Source organism: Helicobacter pylori (assembly GCA_008032955.1).
GTDB classification, from domain to species: domain Bacteria; phylum Campylobacterota; class Campylobacteria; order Campylobacterales; family Helicobacteraceae; genus Helicobacter; species Helicobacter pylori_DC.
In genome coordinates, this window is the sequence record CP032046.1 from 1489828 (window position 1) to 1505519 (window position 15692).

General features: G+C 40.2%; 12 protein-coding genes, 1 other RNA gene and 1 pseudogene. 7 read left to right on the top strand and 7 right to left on the bottom strand.

The annotated features are described in order from the left end of the window. Nucleotide 1 precedes the first annotated feature (1 nt). The gene (locus D2C72_07325; protein ID QEF44030.1) at nucleotides 2–2365 is read left to right on the top strand and encodes a VirB4 family type IV secretion/conjugal transfer ATPase; all 2364 of its coding nucleotides are present in this window, start codon (nucleotides 2–4) and stop codon (nucleotides 2363–2365) included. Between the two features lie 30 nt (nucleotides 2366–2395). On the opposite strand, the gene ffs is transcribed toward D2C72_07325, so the two are convergent. Then, an RNA gene (ffs, locus tag D2C72_07330) (signal recognition particle sRNA small type) lies at nucleotides 2396–2493 on the bottom strand. Nucleotides 2494–2597: 104 nt separating this feature from the next. Here ffs and D2C72_07335 point away from each other — a divergent pair. From D2C72_07335 to nspC, 3 genes are all read left to right on the top strand, one after another. Further along, on the top strand, nucleotides 2598–4007 hold the full coding sequence (locus D2C72_07335) for a hypothetical protein (protein QEF44031.1): 1410 nt from the start codon (nucleotides 2598–2600) through the stop codon (nucleotides 4005–4007). Between the two features lie 99 nt (nucleotides 4008–4106). Next, nucleotides 4107–5072, top strand: a complete 966-nt coding sequence (locus D2C72_07340) for a chemotaxis signal transduction protein CheV (GenBank protein QEF44032.1) — start codon at nucleotides 4107–4109, stop codon at nucleotides 5070–5072. Further along, the gene (gene nspC, locus D2C72_07345) at nucleotides 5069–6286 is read left to right on the top strand and encodes a carboxynorspermidine decarboxylase (protein ID QEF44033.1); all 1218 of its coding nucleotides are present in this window, start codon (nucleotides 5069–5071) and stop codon (nucleotides 6284–6286) included. The genes D2C72_07340 and nspC overlap by 4 nt, the downstream gene beginning before the upstream one ends. 32 nt (nucleotides 6287–6318) lie before the next feature. Here nspC and lpxE read toward each other — a convergent pair whose 3' ends face one another. Both lpxE and eptA read right to left on the bottom strand, forming a co-directional pair. Next, nucleotides 6319–6894, bottom strand: a complete 576-nt coding sequence (gene lpxE / locus D2C72_07350; GenBank protein ID QEF44034.1) for a lipid A 1-phosphatase LpxE — start codon at nucleotides 6892–6894, stop codon at nucleotides 6319–6321. A gap of 10 nt (nucleotides 6895–6904) precedes the next feature. Next, nucleotides 6905–8470, bottom strand: a complete 1566-nt coding sequence (gene eptA, locus D2C72_07355) for a phosphoethanolamine--lipid A transferase EptA (GenBank protein QEF44035.1) — start codon at nucleotides 8468–8470, stop codon at nucleotides 6905–6907. Between the two features lie 180 nt (nucleotides 8471–8650). On the opposite strand from eptA, the gene D2C72_07360 reads away from it, so the two are divergent. After that, complete coding sequence (locus D2C72_07360; protein ID QEF44036.1) at nucleotides 8651–8743, top strand: hypothetical protein; 93 nt, start codon at nucleotides 8651–8653, stop codon at nucleotides 8741–8743. Here the strand turns inward: D2C72_07360 and D2C72_07365 are convergent. From D2C72_07365 to D2C72_07375, 3 genes and pseudogenes are all read right to left on the bottom strand, one after another. Continuing rightward, nucleotides 8715–8923 (bottom strand): annotated as a pseudogene (locus D2C72_07365) (hypothetical protein). The gene D2C72_07360 and the pseudogene D2C72_07365 sit on opposite strands and share 29 nt — an antisense overlap. Nucleotides 8924–9089: 166 nt before the next feature. Next, on the bottom strand, nucleotides 9090–11162 hold the full coding sequence (locus D2C72_07370) for an outer membrane protein (protein ID QEF44037.1): 2073 nt from the start codon (nucleotides 11160–11162) through the stop codon (nucleotides 9090–9092). 537 nt (nucleotides 11163–11699) lie between these two features. Next, complete coding sequence (locus D2C72_07375; protein ID QEF44038.1) at nucleotides 11700–12980, bottom strand: citrate synthase; 1281 nt, start codon at nucleotides 12978–12980, stop codon at nucleotides 11700–11702. A 204-nt stretch (nucleotides 12981–13184) separates the two neighbouring features. On the opposite strand from D2C72_07375, the gene icd reads away from it, so the two are divergent. Continuing rightward, nucleotides 13185–14462, top strand: a complete 1278-nt coding sequence (gene icd, locus D2C72_07380; GenBank protein QEF44039.1) for an isocitrate dehydrogenase (NADP(+)) — start codon at nucleotides 13185–13187, stop codon at nucleotides 14460–14462. Between the two features lie 61 nt (nucleotides 14463–14523). Further along, nucleotides 14524–15057 (top strand): DUF1523 family protein, encoded by a 534-nt coding sequence (locus D2C72_07385; protein ID QEF44040.1) that lies wholly within the window; start codon nucleotides 14524–14526, stop codon nucleotides 15055–15057. On the opposite strand, the gene bioD is transcribed toward D2C72_07385, so the two are convergent. After that, entirely contained in the window at nucleotides 15034–15690 is a 657-nt protein-coding gene (gene bioD, locus D2C72_07390) for a dethiobiotin synthase (protein QEF44041.1), read from the bottom strand. The genes D2C72_07385 and bioD overlap by 24 nt on opposite strands. Nucleotides 15691–15692: the final 2 nt, after the last annotated feature.

The window sequence follows — 15692 nt, forward strand, 5'->3', positions numbered from 1 at the left end:
GATGTTAGAAAAGCTTTTGAGCGCTATCAAACAAAAGGTTTCAAACTATTTTTTAGGGGTTTTGCCTAAAAGCTATTCCATGAGCGAAGAAAACAACATTTTAGGCTTGTATGATGAGCATTTTTTACTCACTAAAAACGAAAATTTAGTGGGCATCCTCCGTTTAGAAGGGGTTAGCTACACCCATTTAAGCACAGAGCAATTGCAAGATCTCTTCACCGAGCGCCAAATGGCGTTGGATTCTTTAGAAAAAGTCGTGGTGCGCCTGGTGGTTAAAAGGCGTAAAATTGATCACCAACAAAACATTCAAGCTGATTCTAAATACTTGCAAGCGATTTTGAATCAATTTGAAAACAAAGAAGTGTATGAAAATCAGTATTTTTTAGTTTTAGAAAGCATGCATTCTTTGCAGGGCGTTTTAGAACATAAGAAAAAATCCTTAATGCATGCCAATAGGGAAAATTTTAAGGACATCCTCTCTTATAAAGCGCATTTTTTGCAAGAAACTTTAAAAAGCTTAGAAATCCAGCTCAAAAACTATGCCCCCAAACTCTTAAACTCTAAAGAGGTTTTGAATTTTTACGCAGAATATATTAATGGGTTTGAACTCCCTTTAAAGCCTCTAGTAGGAGGGTATTTGAGCGACAGCTATATCGCTAGTTCTATCACTTTTGAAAAAGATTACTTCATTCAAGAGGGTTTTAACCAAAAAACCTACAACCGCTTGATTGGCATTAAAGCTTATGAGAGCGAACGCATCACTTCTATAGCGGTGGGAGCGCTTTTATACCAAGAAACGCCTTTAGACATTATCTTTTCTATAGAGCCTATGAGTGCGCATAAAACGCTGAGTTTTTTAAAAGAGAGGGCCAAGTTTAGCATGTCCAATCTCGTTAAAAACGAGCTGCTAGAATACCAAGAATTAGTCAAAACCAAACGCCTATCCATGCAAAAATTCGCCCTAAACATTCTTATCAAAGCCCCCAGTTTAGAGGATTTAGACGCTCAAACAAGCTTAGTTTTAGGGCTTTTATTTAAAGAAAACTTAGTGGGCGTTATAGAAACTTTTGGCTTGAAAGGGGGGTATTTTTCCTTTTTCCCTGAACGCATCCATTTAAACCACCGCTTGCGTTTTTTAACCTCTAAAGCCCTAGCGTGTTTAATGGTGTTTGAAAGGCAAAATTTAGGCTTTAAGGCTAATTCATGGGGGAATAGCCCTTTGAGCGTGTTTAAAAATTTGGATTATTCCCCTTTTTTATTCAATTTCCACAACCAAGAAGTGAGCCACAACAACGCTAAAGAAGTCGCTAGAGTGAATGGGCATACTCTAATCATAGGGGCTACTGGGAGCGGTAAAAGCACGCTGATTAGCTTTTTAATGATGAGCGCTTTGAAATACCAAAACATGCGCCTTTTAGCTTTTGACAGGATGCAAGGGCTGTATTCTTTCACAAAATTTTTTAAAGGGCATTACCATGACGGCCAATCTTTTAGCATTAACCCCTTTTGTTTAGAGCCTAATTTACAGAATCTAGAATTTTTGCAATCCTTCTTTTTGAGCATGTTGGATCTCGCCCCTTCAAGGGATAAAGAAGCCTTAGAAGACATGAATGCGATTTCTGGCGCGATTAAGAGCCTTTATGAGACCTTATACCCTAAAGCTTTTAGTTTGCTAGACTTTAAAGAAACGCTTAAAAGAACCTCATCTAACCAACTGGGCTTGAGTTTAGAGCCGTATTTGAATAACCCCCTTTTTAACGCTTTGAATGACGCGTTCAACTCCAACGCTTTTTTAAATGTGATAAACCTAGATGCGATCACCCAAAACCCTAAAGACTTAGGGCTTTTAGCCTATTACTTGTTTTATAAGATCTTAGAAGAGTCCAGGAAAAACGACAGCGGGTTTTTGGTTTTTTTAGACGAGTTTAAATCCTATGTGGAAAACGATTTGTTGAACACTAAAATCAACGCTTTAATCACGCAAGCCAGGAAAGCTAATGGCGTGGTGGTGTTGGCTTTGCAAGACATTTACCAACTCAGCGGAGTCAAAAACGCCCATAGTTTTTTAAGCAACATGGGGACTCTCATTTTGTACCCGCAAAAAAACGCTAGGGAGTTGAAACACCATTTTAATGTGCCTTTGAGCGAAACTGAAATTTCTTTTTTAGAAAACACGCCTTTGTATGCCAGGCAGGTTTTAGTCAAAAATCTGGGTAATGGGAGTTCCAACATGATTGATGTGAGTTTGGAGGGCTTGGGGCGTTATTTGAAAATCTTTAATTCAGATTCTAGTCATGTCAATAAAGTGAAAGCGTTACAAAAAGACTACCCTACAGAGTGGCGTGAGAAACTTTTGAAGAGCTAGTTTAAAAAAGTCAATATCATTTTGAAGCACTCCTATTCAGATGGCTAAGGCACACAAGAAATTAGGGGACTCTGCTGTATTCCTACCCTGAAGCGTTACCCTAAATTCCTATTGCATAGGTCTAAATAAGAGCTTAGGGATCATTTTAGCCATAAAAAGCTTATGTTTTCATTAAAAATGTTATGATACGCTCAAATAGTCAAGCAAAAAAATGTCAATTAAAAGGGTTAGATTGAAAATATTCGTTCTGTTGATGTCGGTAATTTTAGGAATATCATTAACAGGTTGCATAGGCTATCGTATGGACTTAGAGCATTTTAACACGCTCTATTATGAAGAAAGCCCTAAACAAGCTTATGAATATTCCAAACAATTCACTAAGAAAAAAAAGAACGCTCTTTTATGGGACTTGCAAAACGGCTTGAGCGCTTTATACGCAAGGGATTATAAGACTTCTTTAGGGGTGTTGGATCAAGCCGAGCAACGCTTTGATAAAACCCAAAGCGCTTTCACAAGAGGGGCTGGTTATGTGGGCGCTACCATGATTAATGATAACGTGCGCGCTTATGGGGGGAATATTTATGAGGGCGTTTTAATCAATTATTACAAAGCGATAGACTACATGCTTTTGAACGATAGTGCGAAAGCTAGGGTGCAATTCAACCGCGCGAATGAACGCCAGCGCAGGGCTAAAGAATTTTATTATGAGGAAGTGCAAAAAGCCATTAAAGAGATCGATTCTAGCAAAAAGCACAATATTAATATGGAACGCTCTAGGGTAGAAGTGAGCGAGATTTTAAACAACACCTATTCTAATTTAGACAAATACGAAGCTTATCAAGGCTTGCTTAACCCGGCGGTTTCGTATCTTTCAGGGTTGTTTTACGCTTTAAATGGGGATAAGAATAAGGGGTTAGGCTATCTTAATGAAGCTTATGGGATCAGTCAAAGCCCTTTTGTAGCCCAAGACTTGGTTTTTTTCAAAAACCCTAACAGGAGCCATTTCACTTGGATCATTATTGAAGATGGTAAAGAGCCGCAAAAAAGCGAATTTAAAATTGATGTGCCTATTTTTATGATCGATTCGGTTTATAACGTGAGTATAGCCTTGCCCAAGCTAGAAAAAGGGGAAGCGTTTTATCAAAATTTCACTCTTAAAGATGGAGAAAAAGTAACCCCCTTTGACACTTTGGCCTCAATAGATGCGGTGGTCGCTAGCGAGTTTAGGAAGCAATTGCCCTACATTATCACCAGAGCCATTTTATCGGCTACTTTTAAGGTAGGCATGCAAGCGGTGGCGAATTATTATTTGGGGTTTGTTGGAGGGTTAGTAACTTCGTTGTATTCAGGCGTTAGCACCTTTGCAGACACCAGAAACACGAGCATTTTTGCCCATAAAATCTATCTTATGCGTATCAAAAACAAAGCTTTTGAAAATTATGAAGTTCGAGCTGATTCTATTGACGCTTTTTCGTTTTCATTAAAGCCTTGTAAAAGATCGCTTGAAAGCCCTAAAGTCATTGACGCTAGGGAATTGCTTTCAGGGTTTGTAACAGCCCCACAAGTCTTTTGCTCTAACCGCCATAATATTTTATATGTGCGCAGCTTTAAAAACGGGTTTGTTTTGAGTCATTTAAAATGATTTAAAAAACCCCAAAGATAGTTTTTAAGTGTCGTTGGCATTAAACACAAACACGATATAATTATAAAACGATACGAAAACCTAAATTAAGGGGAAGTCATGGCTGATAGTTTAGCGGGCATTGATCAAGTTACGAGTTTGCATAAAAATAACGAGTTGCAATTGTTGTGTTTCAGGCTGGGTAAAAATAAGGATTTGTATGCGGTCAATGTCTTTAAGATCCGTGAAGTGGTGAAATACCATGGCAATCTCACAATCATTAGCCACGAAAACAATTCGCTCGTTGAGGGGTTAATCATTATAAGAGAGCTCACCATTCCCTTGATTGATATGAAAAAATGGTTTTATTATGACAGCCAAAACAAAAACAAGGATTTACGCCCTTACAGGATAGAAAAAGACAAGGGCGAAGACGATATTATCATGATCTGTGAGTTTTCTCGCTGGACTATAGGGGTTAGGATCTATGAAGCGGATAGGATTTTGAGCAAGAAATGGACTGAAATGGAGCAAAGTGCTGGGCTAGGGGGATCTGCAGGCAATAACAAGCTCGTGAGCCGCACGCGCTATTTTGACGGACGCTTGGTGCAAGTGGTGGATATTGAAAAAATGCTTATAGATGTGTTCCCTTGGATTGAAGATGAAAAACACAGCGATTTAGAGACGCTTTCTAAAATCCATTCTAACCAATGCGTTTTGCTCGCTGATGACTCCCCAAGCGTTTTAAAAACCATGCAAATGATTTTAGACAAGCTAGGCGTTAAGCATATAGATTTTATCAATGGTAAAACCTTACTAGAGCATTTATTCAACCCAACAACCGATGTGAGTAATATTGGCCTTATCATCACCGATTTAGAAATGCCAGAAGCGAGCGGTTTTGAAGTGATCAAGCAGGTTAAAAACAATCCTTTGACTTCAAAAATCCCTATCGTGGTCAATTCTTCTATGAGCGGCAGCTCTAATGAAGACATGGCCAGGAGTTTAAAAGCCGATGATTTCATCTCTAAGTCTAACCCTAAAGACATCCAGCGGGTGGTTAAGCAATTTTTGGAATTAGCATGAAAAAATACAGCGCTATCCCCACCCCTTGCTATGTGCTAGAGAGCGAACGCTTAGAAAAAAACGCCAAGATTTTAGAAATCGTGCGCCAACAAAGCGGGGCAAAGATCTTGCTCGCTTTAAAGGGGTATGCGTTTTGGCGTGAGTTTGGGATTTTGAGACAAAAATTGAACGGGTGTTGCGCGAGCGGTCTTTATGAGGCTAAGCTCGCTTTTGAAGAATTTGGGGGGCGAGAGAGCCATAAGGAAATTTGCGTTTATAGCCCGGCTTTCAAAGAGGCTGAAATGAGCGCGATTTTACCCCTAGCGACAAGCATCATTTTCAACTCTTTTTACCAATACGCTACCTATAAAGACAGGATTTTAGACAAAAACAAGCAATTAGAAAACTTGGGCTTAAGCCCCATTAAAATGGGCTTGAGAATCAACCCTCTCTATAGCGAAGTAACCCCAGCGATTTATAACCCATGCTCTAAAGTGAGCCGGTTAGGGATTACGCCTAGCGGATTTGAAAAGGGAGTCAAAGAGCATGGCTTAGAGGGGGTGAGCGGGTTGCATTTCCACACGCATTGCGAACAAAACGCTGACGCTTTGTGCCGGACTTTAGAGCATGTAGAAAAGCATTTCAAGCCTTATTTAGAAAACATGGCGTGGGTGAATTTTGGTGGGGGGCATCATATCACTAAGAGCGATTATAATGTGAATTTGCTCATCCAAACGATTAAGGATTTTAAAGAGCGTTATCATAATATAGAAGTGGTTTTAGAGCCTGGGGAAGCCATAGGGTGGCAATGCGGGTTTTTAATCGCAAGCGTGATAGACATCGTTCAAAACGATCAAGAAATCGCGGTTTTAGACGCTTCTTTTAGCGCTCACATGCCCGATTGCTTAGAAATGCCTTATCGCCCTAGCATTTTTAAGATTTCCGTAGAAAATGATGAAGAGCTTATTGAAGTTGAAAAGGGTGAAAATCAAGGGGCGTTTTCTTACTTTTTAGGCGGCCCTACTTGTTTAGCGGGGGATTTTATGGGGAGTTTTAGCTTTGAAACGCCTTTAAAAAGGGGCGATAAAATCGTGTTTCAAGACATGCTCCATTATACGATTGTCAAAAACAACTCGTTTAATGGCGTGCCGCTCCCAAGCTTGGCTAAACTGGATCAACAAGGGTTTAAAATCCTTAAAAACTTTTCTTATGAAGATTATAAAAACAGGAATTAAAGCTTTAATTAAGTTTTTTTAATTAAGTTTTTTTAATTAAGTTTTTTGGGGCTTGTAAAAAGAGCCACGCACAACATTCCAACGCCAAGCCCGGCCAACACCGCGCCAATGGTATGCATGTCTAAATAAATGCGAGCGAGCATGGTTAAAGGGATTAGGGGTAAGAGCCACAAGTATTTTTTAAAAGAATAGCGGCGCATTAAAAACGCCACCGCCAAACCCACCATAGACGAATGCCCGCTTGGCATGTTGAAATTACCCCCATAAGGGCGCTCGCCCAAACGCCGCTCATTGATCGTTACATGGTTTAAGGCTCTTTTGGTGGTGTGCGTGAGAATGGTTGTAGCGATAGAAGCGTTAGCGACTTGAAAAAACCCTACCGCATCTCTTTGAATTAAAGGGATAGCCACAGATAAAATCGTAGGGATAAAGCGCGCGTAATGCTCGGTGAAATGAAACACCAAAGGCACGCTCTGCTGTTTAGGGACTTTAGGGAAGGGTGCAAAAATACCCAATAAAATCAAACCCAAACTGAGCGCTAACAAAGTTTTAGAAAAGCTTTTAGGCAGGCTTTCCAAAAATTTTTGTTTAAATAAGAATATTTTCATGCGTGTTATTTTACTCTTTTTTGTGTTTGAGCAGGTCTAAAGAAGGGCGATAAACAACGCTAGGGTTTTTAAAATCCAAAAACACCCCTAAAACGCTATGGAAAATCACGTTTTGATTAATGGGGGTTTGGGTTTGAATGATGGAATGCTTCTCTTTAAAAAGATCATTGGCATAAAGAATAAAGGGGATCTCGTATTGCTCTTTAGGAGCGATGCTTTTAGGAATGCCATGCAAATAGAACGCTTCTTCGCCCAAACTTTCGCCATGATCGCTTAAATAAATCATTAAGGCGGGTTGCTTGGCTTTTTCAAGCATGCTAATGATTTTATCTAGCAGATAGTCGTTGTAAAAAATGGTGTTATCATAGGCGTTAATCAGGCTTTCTTTGGAGCAAGAAGACAGATCAGCGCTTGAGCAATAGGGCTTAAACACCCTAAAATTTAAAGGCACTTTGTTGTCATAGTTGGGGCCATGCGAGCCGGCAAGGTGTAAGATGAGCAAGACATTTTCGTTAGAGCGTTCTTTTAAAAGGTTGGGTAAATTATAGAGTAAGGATTCATCATAAGGAGCGATCGCTTCGCAATTGGGGCATTTTTGAATCAATTCGTAGTTTTTACGATAGCTTGTAACCTTAACATTCTTTTCGCCATCGTTTGCGCTATACCAAAAGACTTTGATACCGGCTTTAGTCAAGTAAGTTGGCAAATTTTCATAAGCGTTATTTTTAAAAGAAGAATCTAAAATGCATTCCAAACTCGCTGTCGTGTAAGTGGCGCAAGAAGTGGCGTTGAAAAGAGTGAGTTCATTATCGGCTAAACGCTTGCTTAGTCTTGGGGTGGTGGGTTTTTCATAGCCATAAAGGGCGTAATTATGCTTCCTAGCGCTTTCGCCAATGACTAGCACCACAAACGAATTGGAATGATTGGGCGAAAAAAGAGGGAGCGGCTTGATAGTGGGGGCGAAAAATTTAAGAGCGCTCACTCTAAAAGCGTTCACGCTATAAGCGAAGGGCAAAATTAAGCCCCCTATGAATTTCGCATGCTTGTCAAACCACAGCCAATTTTTAGCGTTAGCTAAAGCGCTAGCGATAAAAATAAACACTAACGCTAAGATCGCTAAAAAGGGCGCTTTTTTAGAAGAATTTTTGATGGGGATTTTATAAATGATATAGCTGGGTAATACCCCAAAAACAACGATAAAAAGGAATAATTTAACGCTCAAAAAGCCTAAAACTTCATGCGTGTTGGTGTTTAAGACATTACCCATCATGCTCTTATTTAAAAACACCTTATAGGTGCTAATGAAATAGAAAGCAACAGAATTGAGCCAACTAAAAACTATTGCGCTCCAACGCATCAAAGAAGCAGAGATCAAGCCTAACGCCAAAAAAAGAGCGCCATTAACGCAAAAAAGCACCACAACCATCATGGCGATAAAACTAACCTGGTTGCTTTCTTTATAAACATAAGCGAATAAGGGGAAATGGTATAAAACGCCAAAAATAAGGCTATAGAGCAAACCAGCTTGCAGACAACTTAGGGGCTTTAAAAACTTCAGATGGAATAATGATGTCAAACACGCCCCTTAAAATCAATCAATCTTAGGATTATATCGTAGGTATGGGGATTTTATGGTTTATTTTAAAGTGGAAAGTGCGTTTTTTAGGGTGGTTGTATTTAAGGGCTTTAAAGCACGTTTGTTGCAGGATTTTATCGCACCTTATAGTTAGGATATGGGGCAAACAAGGAGCATGCCATGAAGCGTAAAAGTGGCAAACACTCTTGGAAACTATTATACCTTGAAATTTCTTTTTCTTGGTTTAAGGCAGTGTTTTTGATGAAACGCTAATTTCTAAGAGCGTTCCCCTAAGCCTAAAAAGCTTAGGGGTTTCCTTATGTGAAGCGGGTTTGTCCTTGACTTTGGGGCGTTTTCATTGGGTTATAAAAATGATCGCTTGAATAACGCTAATTTTTATTTAGATTGTAAAAACGCCTTTGAGTGTTTTTTATGATTAACGCTTGAAGTCAAAAAACTTTATTTGGTGGAAAAAATTAAAAGAGTTTAGAAAAATAAAAGCTTTATGGAAAGATTAAAAAGCGAGTGAGAAGTCAGCGAAAAAAGATTAAACCCCCCAAAAAAGAGAATTTAAAGAGAGGGTTCAAAAAAGAAATCCCTTAAAAAGGGGTTTAAGCTTTTAGTAAGCAAACACATAGTTGAGATACACGCTATAAAGCCTTCTGTATTGCAAGGTAGTGCCTAGCAAAGAATAGTAATTCGTGTTGATCGTGGGGATCTTCACGCCTAACTCCATGCCATGTTGCGCGCTATGTTCAGCGCCTCTTCTCTTATTTCTGGCGAGATTGGTCCTTAAGCCCAGATTGAATAAGAATTGGAAGTTAGAGGTGTTGATTTTAGCTTTGTAGTAATTATTCACATTCGCCAAATTCACATACTGAGAATTAAGCCATGAAGTCCCGGCTAGTTGGATACCGCCAAACGCACCAAAAGAAATCTTATTGTGTTTAGTGGCTTTATCGTTGATGAAATTCACTAGCAAATCGCTCCCCACGCCATAAGTCCAAACATCAGAATCGGAGTTGAAAAATTGGGATTTATTATAGGTGTGGTTGTAATCCACAAAGCCGTAGTATCTCGCACCCCATCGTTTGTTTTTCCCAAAGAATTGCTTATAGCCCACTTGAAAGCCGATCCCATTCATCGCGCCGTTATTGGTGGTAGAAGCGGCGATTAGCCCGGCGCGTCTGAAAGGGTTACTGCCGAGTTCTTGACTCCTGGATTGCACTTGAGAATGGATGTTGGAGTCAATATAGTAGTTGTCCTGTATGCCTTGCGGGCTATTAGGGTTAGTCTTTTTGCTCACCACATTTTGTAAAGATTGCGCATCAGGCAAGCTAGAGAGCACCGCTGTGATGCTGTCATAGTGTTCGCCTAGCTTTTTGTATTGGCCGCTGAAATTCGCTAAAGTATAGGCGAGGTTTTTCGCGTTATGGATTCGCTCGGCTTGGTCGCCAAAATGAGCGATGCTGTCTTTTAGATTCGTTACGGTCTCTCCCACATACGCGCAACCGGCTCCCCAAGTGTTACCGGTCACTGTGCCGGATGGCGTGCCACGGAGATTGCCGTCGCTACCCTTTTCATGGCATACTCCTAAAGAGTCTTTTACGAACTCTGTAGGGATTCTTTCAAAGTCTTTCACCACTACTTGGGCGCGGTTTAAAATCTCCGCTTGTGCTTTGGCGTTAGCGAACATGCTTTGGGCGAAGTTGGCGTCTTTATAGGGGTTGAATGTCTTCCCGGTGTCTAGGTTGTGCTGGTTTTGCGCGTTTGCAGCAACGATTTTGGATTGCTCTACAGCTATTGCAGCGTTTTTGATCATGTCTTGAATCGCGCTGATTTCATTTTTAAAAATCCCGCACGCGCTCCCATCGCCTTTCAAATATATTCCTTCCCATAAACTACCACTACTCGCACCACCTGCACCACCATTATTGATCCATGGGCATGCGCTATTAAGGGTAGTTATAATGGTGCTAGCCTGTTCTAAAAGAACTTGAGCGTTATTTTTTGTAACAATTTCTTCTCCATTATTACTACTCGTGTTTCCATTACTTTTATTGATTGTAAATTTGAGTTCTGTGTTGGTGTCGCTTAAAGCAGGAATATCTTTTCCGCTGCTTCCAAAAGCCTTTTGGATGATTTGATAAGCTTTATTGATTTTCGCGTAATTTTCAGTGGATAAAATGCTGTATGGTCCTGGTTCATAATTAGTAGTGCCACAAGTAATGGTAGTCCCTCCCCATTGATTTGTTGGTGTGTTTTCAAAGGTTTGAACGCCCCCATTTTTATCTTTGTCAGAGCCAGGGCCACAAGGGCTGATCGCATAGCTCATGACTTGCCACAAGCCCGCTGCCGCATTTAGCGCTAAAAGCACCGCTTGATACGCCGGGGAATTCTTTTTATCATTGATTAAATTCTTCGCGCTCGCGTTCAAATTGCCCCTTGCGTTGTTGATAGCGTTGGGGTCGGCGGACTGCCTGATGAGAGTGTTTAGGGTGCTGTAACTCGTTAAAAGATTGTTCAATCTTTCATAGCTGTCTGAGAGATCTTGAATGCCTTTGGTGTTTTTCACCATTTGAGCGGATTCACCGATTTGATAGCCCGCGCTCACAAAAAAGCCGTTGTCTTCAGCGCTTAAAGCGGAAACTAAAAGCGATCCTAAAGTTAATGACAGAAATCTTTTCTTCATGTTTTTCTCCTTTTCTTTATTAAAATAAGATTGAAATTGTTAGTAAATCTTGCGGAAGTGTGTCTTTAAGTAAGACCATACCGCAAGCTTTCGTTAATATAGCATAAATTAATGGGATTTTGATATTAATTAGGCGTTTTTGCCCTTTCAAAAAAAAAAAAAAGGTTTTGTGGTGTTTCTAAACAAATATTAAACCAATAAAGGTCATTTTAAAAGAAATGAGATTGTTTAATAGGGGGTAGCTATATAAAAGGGGGTTTTTAACTTTGGTTGTTTTGGGTTTGTTGCAAGAATGATTTCTCAAATTGTAAAAAGGATTTCCTTAAATTTTCTTAAGAGGAGCGTTTTGCAATCATTTTCCCCAAAAACTCAAGGGTTTGCTTGTAAAAGTGGGGTTGTCCTTGAGTTTTGGGGCGTTTGCATGCGGTTATTAAAAATTATCGCTCGCTTCGTGCGAGATCCTTACTCTTTAAAAAGACTTTGAGCGTTTTTTAAAACTATCATCAACGCTCTGTTAGGGCAAAATTAGGACAAAGCCTAATCCCCTACATAGACTTGTCTTGGGCGCGTGATCCTAGCTTGCGGGCTTTTGACATGCTCTAATAATTGAGCGCACCAGCCCACGGTTCTGCCAATGACAAACACCGGCGTGAAAAAACGCACCGGGATTTTTAAAGCCCTTAAAATCGTGCCGGAGTAAAAATCCACATTAGGGTAGAGATTCCTTTCAATGAAATACTCATCTTTTAGGGCGATTTCTTCTACTTTTGCGGCGATTTCGCTCAACCTCTCGTCCATTTTAACGCCTTTTTGGTGCAGTTCGTCTTTTAAGCCTTTTAAGATTTTGGCACGTGGATCGTAGCTTTTATACACCCTATGCCCAAAGCCCATGAGTTTGAAATTGTCGTTTTTGTCTTTCACTCGCGCGATGTATTTATCCACATTTTTCACATCGCCGATTTCTTCTAATTGTAAAAGCACTTTTTCATTCGCCCCGCCATGCAAATGCCCCCATAAAGCGCTAATGCCAGCACTTATAGCTGCATAAGGATGCACGCCGGTGCTAGCGACATTCCTTACCGTGGTAGAAGAGGCGTTTTGCCCATGATCAGCGTGCAAAGTTAGGATTTTATCAAAGGCTTCCACTTCTAGGGGCGTGATTTCTACTTCGCCTTGAGTGGTGTGTTTCAAGCGGCTATAAGGATACCCTCTCAGCATGAAAAGGATATTTTCCACATAAGAGCGCGCGATGTCCGGATAAATAATGGGTGCTCCCACTTCATTACGATAGCAAATGGCCGCAAGCGTGGGGATTTTAGCGACAATCCTTCTGGCCATCGTTTGGTAATCTTCTTCAGTGTGCATGTTTTGGTGCGTGGAATAAAGGGTGGATAAAATAGACACGCCGCTAGAGAGTTTCGCCATAGGGTGGGCGTTACTAGGGAAAGCTGAAAACATGTTCAATAAGCTCTCATGCACAAAGCTTCTGTGGCGTAATTCCAATTCAAATTCCAAGCTTTCATCTTGATTTTTGGGTAATTCCCCTGTGAGCAATAGCCTGCACACATCTACATATTTGTATTTGGCGACTAAATCTTCTATTCTGTGCCCTCTGTAATACAATTCGCCTTTTTTGCCATTGATATAGCTGATTTTAGATTGGCACCCGGCGGTAGAAGAATACCCTGGATCGTAAGAAAAAAACCCAGTCGTTTCAAAAAGTTTGGAAAAATCCACCGCTTTAGGTCCACGAGTGCATTCAATCGTTTCAAATTCATAGCGTTCATTATTTTCATTATTGATTAAAGTAACAGACATTGTGATTCCCTTAAGTTTTGATAATATTCAACTCCTAATTATAAGCCAAAAAATTAAATGATTTCTTTTAAAAACATTCCGTTTTTTCAAGTTATTTCCAACCGCTACTTTTAAACACGCATTCAAAAAAAAAAAGATTTTTAGGGGTTATATAGTATTTTTGCGCTAGTATAGTTACTCAAACTTTAGAAATAAGGATAAACAATGGCTTACAACCCTAAAATTTTACAAAAGCCTAAAGAGGGCGAAGAAATTACGATTAAAGACAACAAATTGCATGTGCCAAACCACCCCATTATCCCTTTCATTGAGGGCGATGGCATTGGATCAGACATTACCCCAGCGATGATTAAAGTCGTGGATAGTGCGGTTCAAAAAGCGTATAAAGGCGAGAAAAAAATCGCATGGTATGAAGTGTTTGTGGGCGAAAAATGCTATCAACAATTTAAAGATCATAAGGAATTAAGCCCTGAAGAGCAATGGCTCTTGCCGGACACTATTGAAGCGATCAACCATTATAAAGTCTCTATTAAAGGGCCTTTGACCACGCCTATTGGTGAAGGGTTTAGATCTTTGAATGTGGCGTTACGCCAAAAAATGGACTTGTATGTGTGCTTGAGACCGGTAAGGTGGTATGGGAGTCCTAGCCCGGTGAAAGAACCACAAAAAGTGGATATGGTGATTTTTAGAGAAAATTCTGAAGACATTTATGCGGGTATTGAATGGCAAGAAGGCAGTGCGGAAGCGAAAAAACTCATCCATTTTTTACAAAATGAACTAAAGGTTAAAAAAATCCGCTTCCCTGAAAGCAGCGGCATAGGGGTAAAACCCATTAGTAAGGAAGGCACAGAGAGGCTGGTTAGGAAAGCGATTGAATACGCTATTGATAACGACAAGCCAAGCGTAACTTTTGTGCATAAAGGCAATATCATGAAATACACCGAAGGGGCGTTCATGAAATGGGGCTATGCGCTCGCTCAAAAAGAATTTAACGCTCAAGTCATTGATAAAGGCCCATGGTGTTCTTTGAAAAACCCTAAAACCGGTAAAGAAATCATCATTAAAGACATGATCGCTGACGCGTTTTTGCAACAAATTCTCTTGCGCCCTAGCGAATACAGCGTCATTGCGACCATGAATTTGAATGGGGATTATATCTCTGATGCGTTAGCGGCGATGGTGGGGGGTATTGGTATCGCTCCTGGGGCTAACCTCAATGACACGGTGGGCATGTTTGAAGCTACCCATGGCACCGCTCCTAAATACGCTGGGCTGGATAAAGTCAATCCGGGGTCTATTATTTTGAGTGCGGAAATGATGTTAAGGCATATGGGCTGGGTGGAAGCGGCTGATTTGATCGTCTCTGCGATGGAAAAAGCGATTAAAAGCAAGAAAGTAACTTACGATTTCGCTCGTTTAATGGATGGGGCTAAAGAAGTGAAATGCTCTGAATTCGCTAGCGTGATGATTGAAAACATGTGAAAGAGCGTTTTTTAGGATCTGGTGTTTGAATGCGAAAAAAAGGCTAATACTATCATAAGGAATGAAGTTGATAAAATTTGTGCGTAATGTGGTTTTGTTCATTTTAACGGCGATCTTTTTAGTGCTCATGCTTTTGGTGAGCTATTGCATGCCCCATTATAGCGCGGCTGTCATTAGTGGGGTGGAAGTCAAAAGAATGAATGAAAATGAAAACGCGCCCAATAATAAGGAAGTAAAAACCCTTGCTAGAGATGTCTATTTTGTGCAAACTTACGACCCTGAAGATAAAAAAAGCGTAACCGTTTATCGTAACGAAGACACACGCTTTAGCTTCCCTTTTTATTTTAAGTTTAATTCGGCTGATATTTCAGCCCTCGCTCAAAGTTTAGTCAATCAGCAAGTGGAAGTGAAATACTATGGCTGGCGGATCAATTTGTTTAACATGTTCCCTAATGTGATTTTTTTAAAGCCCTTAAAAGAGAGCACTGACATTTCAAAGCCCATTTTTAGCTGGATTTTATACGCTTTGCTGTTAGGGGGCTTTTTTATCAGTGTGCGTTCTGTTTGCACTTTATTTAAGGGCAAAGCTCATTAATTCTTTTAGGCTTTGTTGGAAAATCACAATGGGGTTATTGGAGCGTTTATTAAAAAGCTCAATATAGGGCAAACTGATGCTGTAAAAAGCGGTGTTGTTTTCTCTCAAATTGATAGCGATTTTATAGTCTAGTTGGTGGGATTTCAATAAAAAGTCATTCAACAAACAATCATTGATTAAGCCCAAATTGTCATGGCTAATCAAAAGCATTTTGGCTTTTAATTTTAGGGCCAAATCCAGCATGTTTTCTTTTAAATTGATAGGCACGCATAACCCTCCAGCCCCTTCAACGATGACTAAATCGTAAGTTTTGGTGAAATTGTGAAGGCGTTGGGTTAAATGATTGGTGTCAATGGGGGCGTTTGGATCTTCTTCTTGTTGGGCGATGAGGGGGGCTGAAGCTTTATGATAACGATAGAATGAAATGTCTTTTAAGGTTAAAGAGCGATCCAAAAGGCGGTTATCTTGCAAGAACAGATGCGCGTCGCTAGAGTGGTTAATGGCGTCATTAACGCCCGTTTCAATGGGCTTTAATAAAATCGTTTTAACGCCACAAGCGTTGCAATATTTTGCTAAGAGCCTAGCGCATGTGGTTTTTCCGGCATTGGTGTTAGTCGCGCTGATAAAGAGCATGG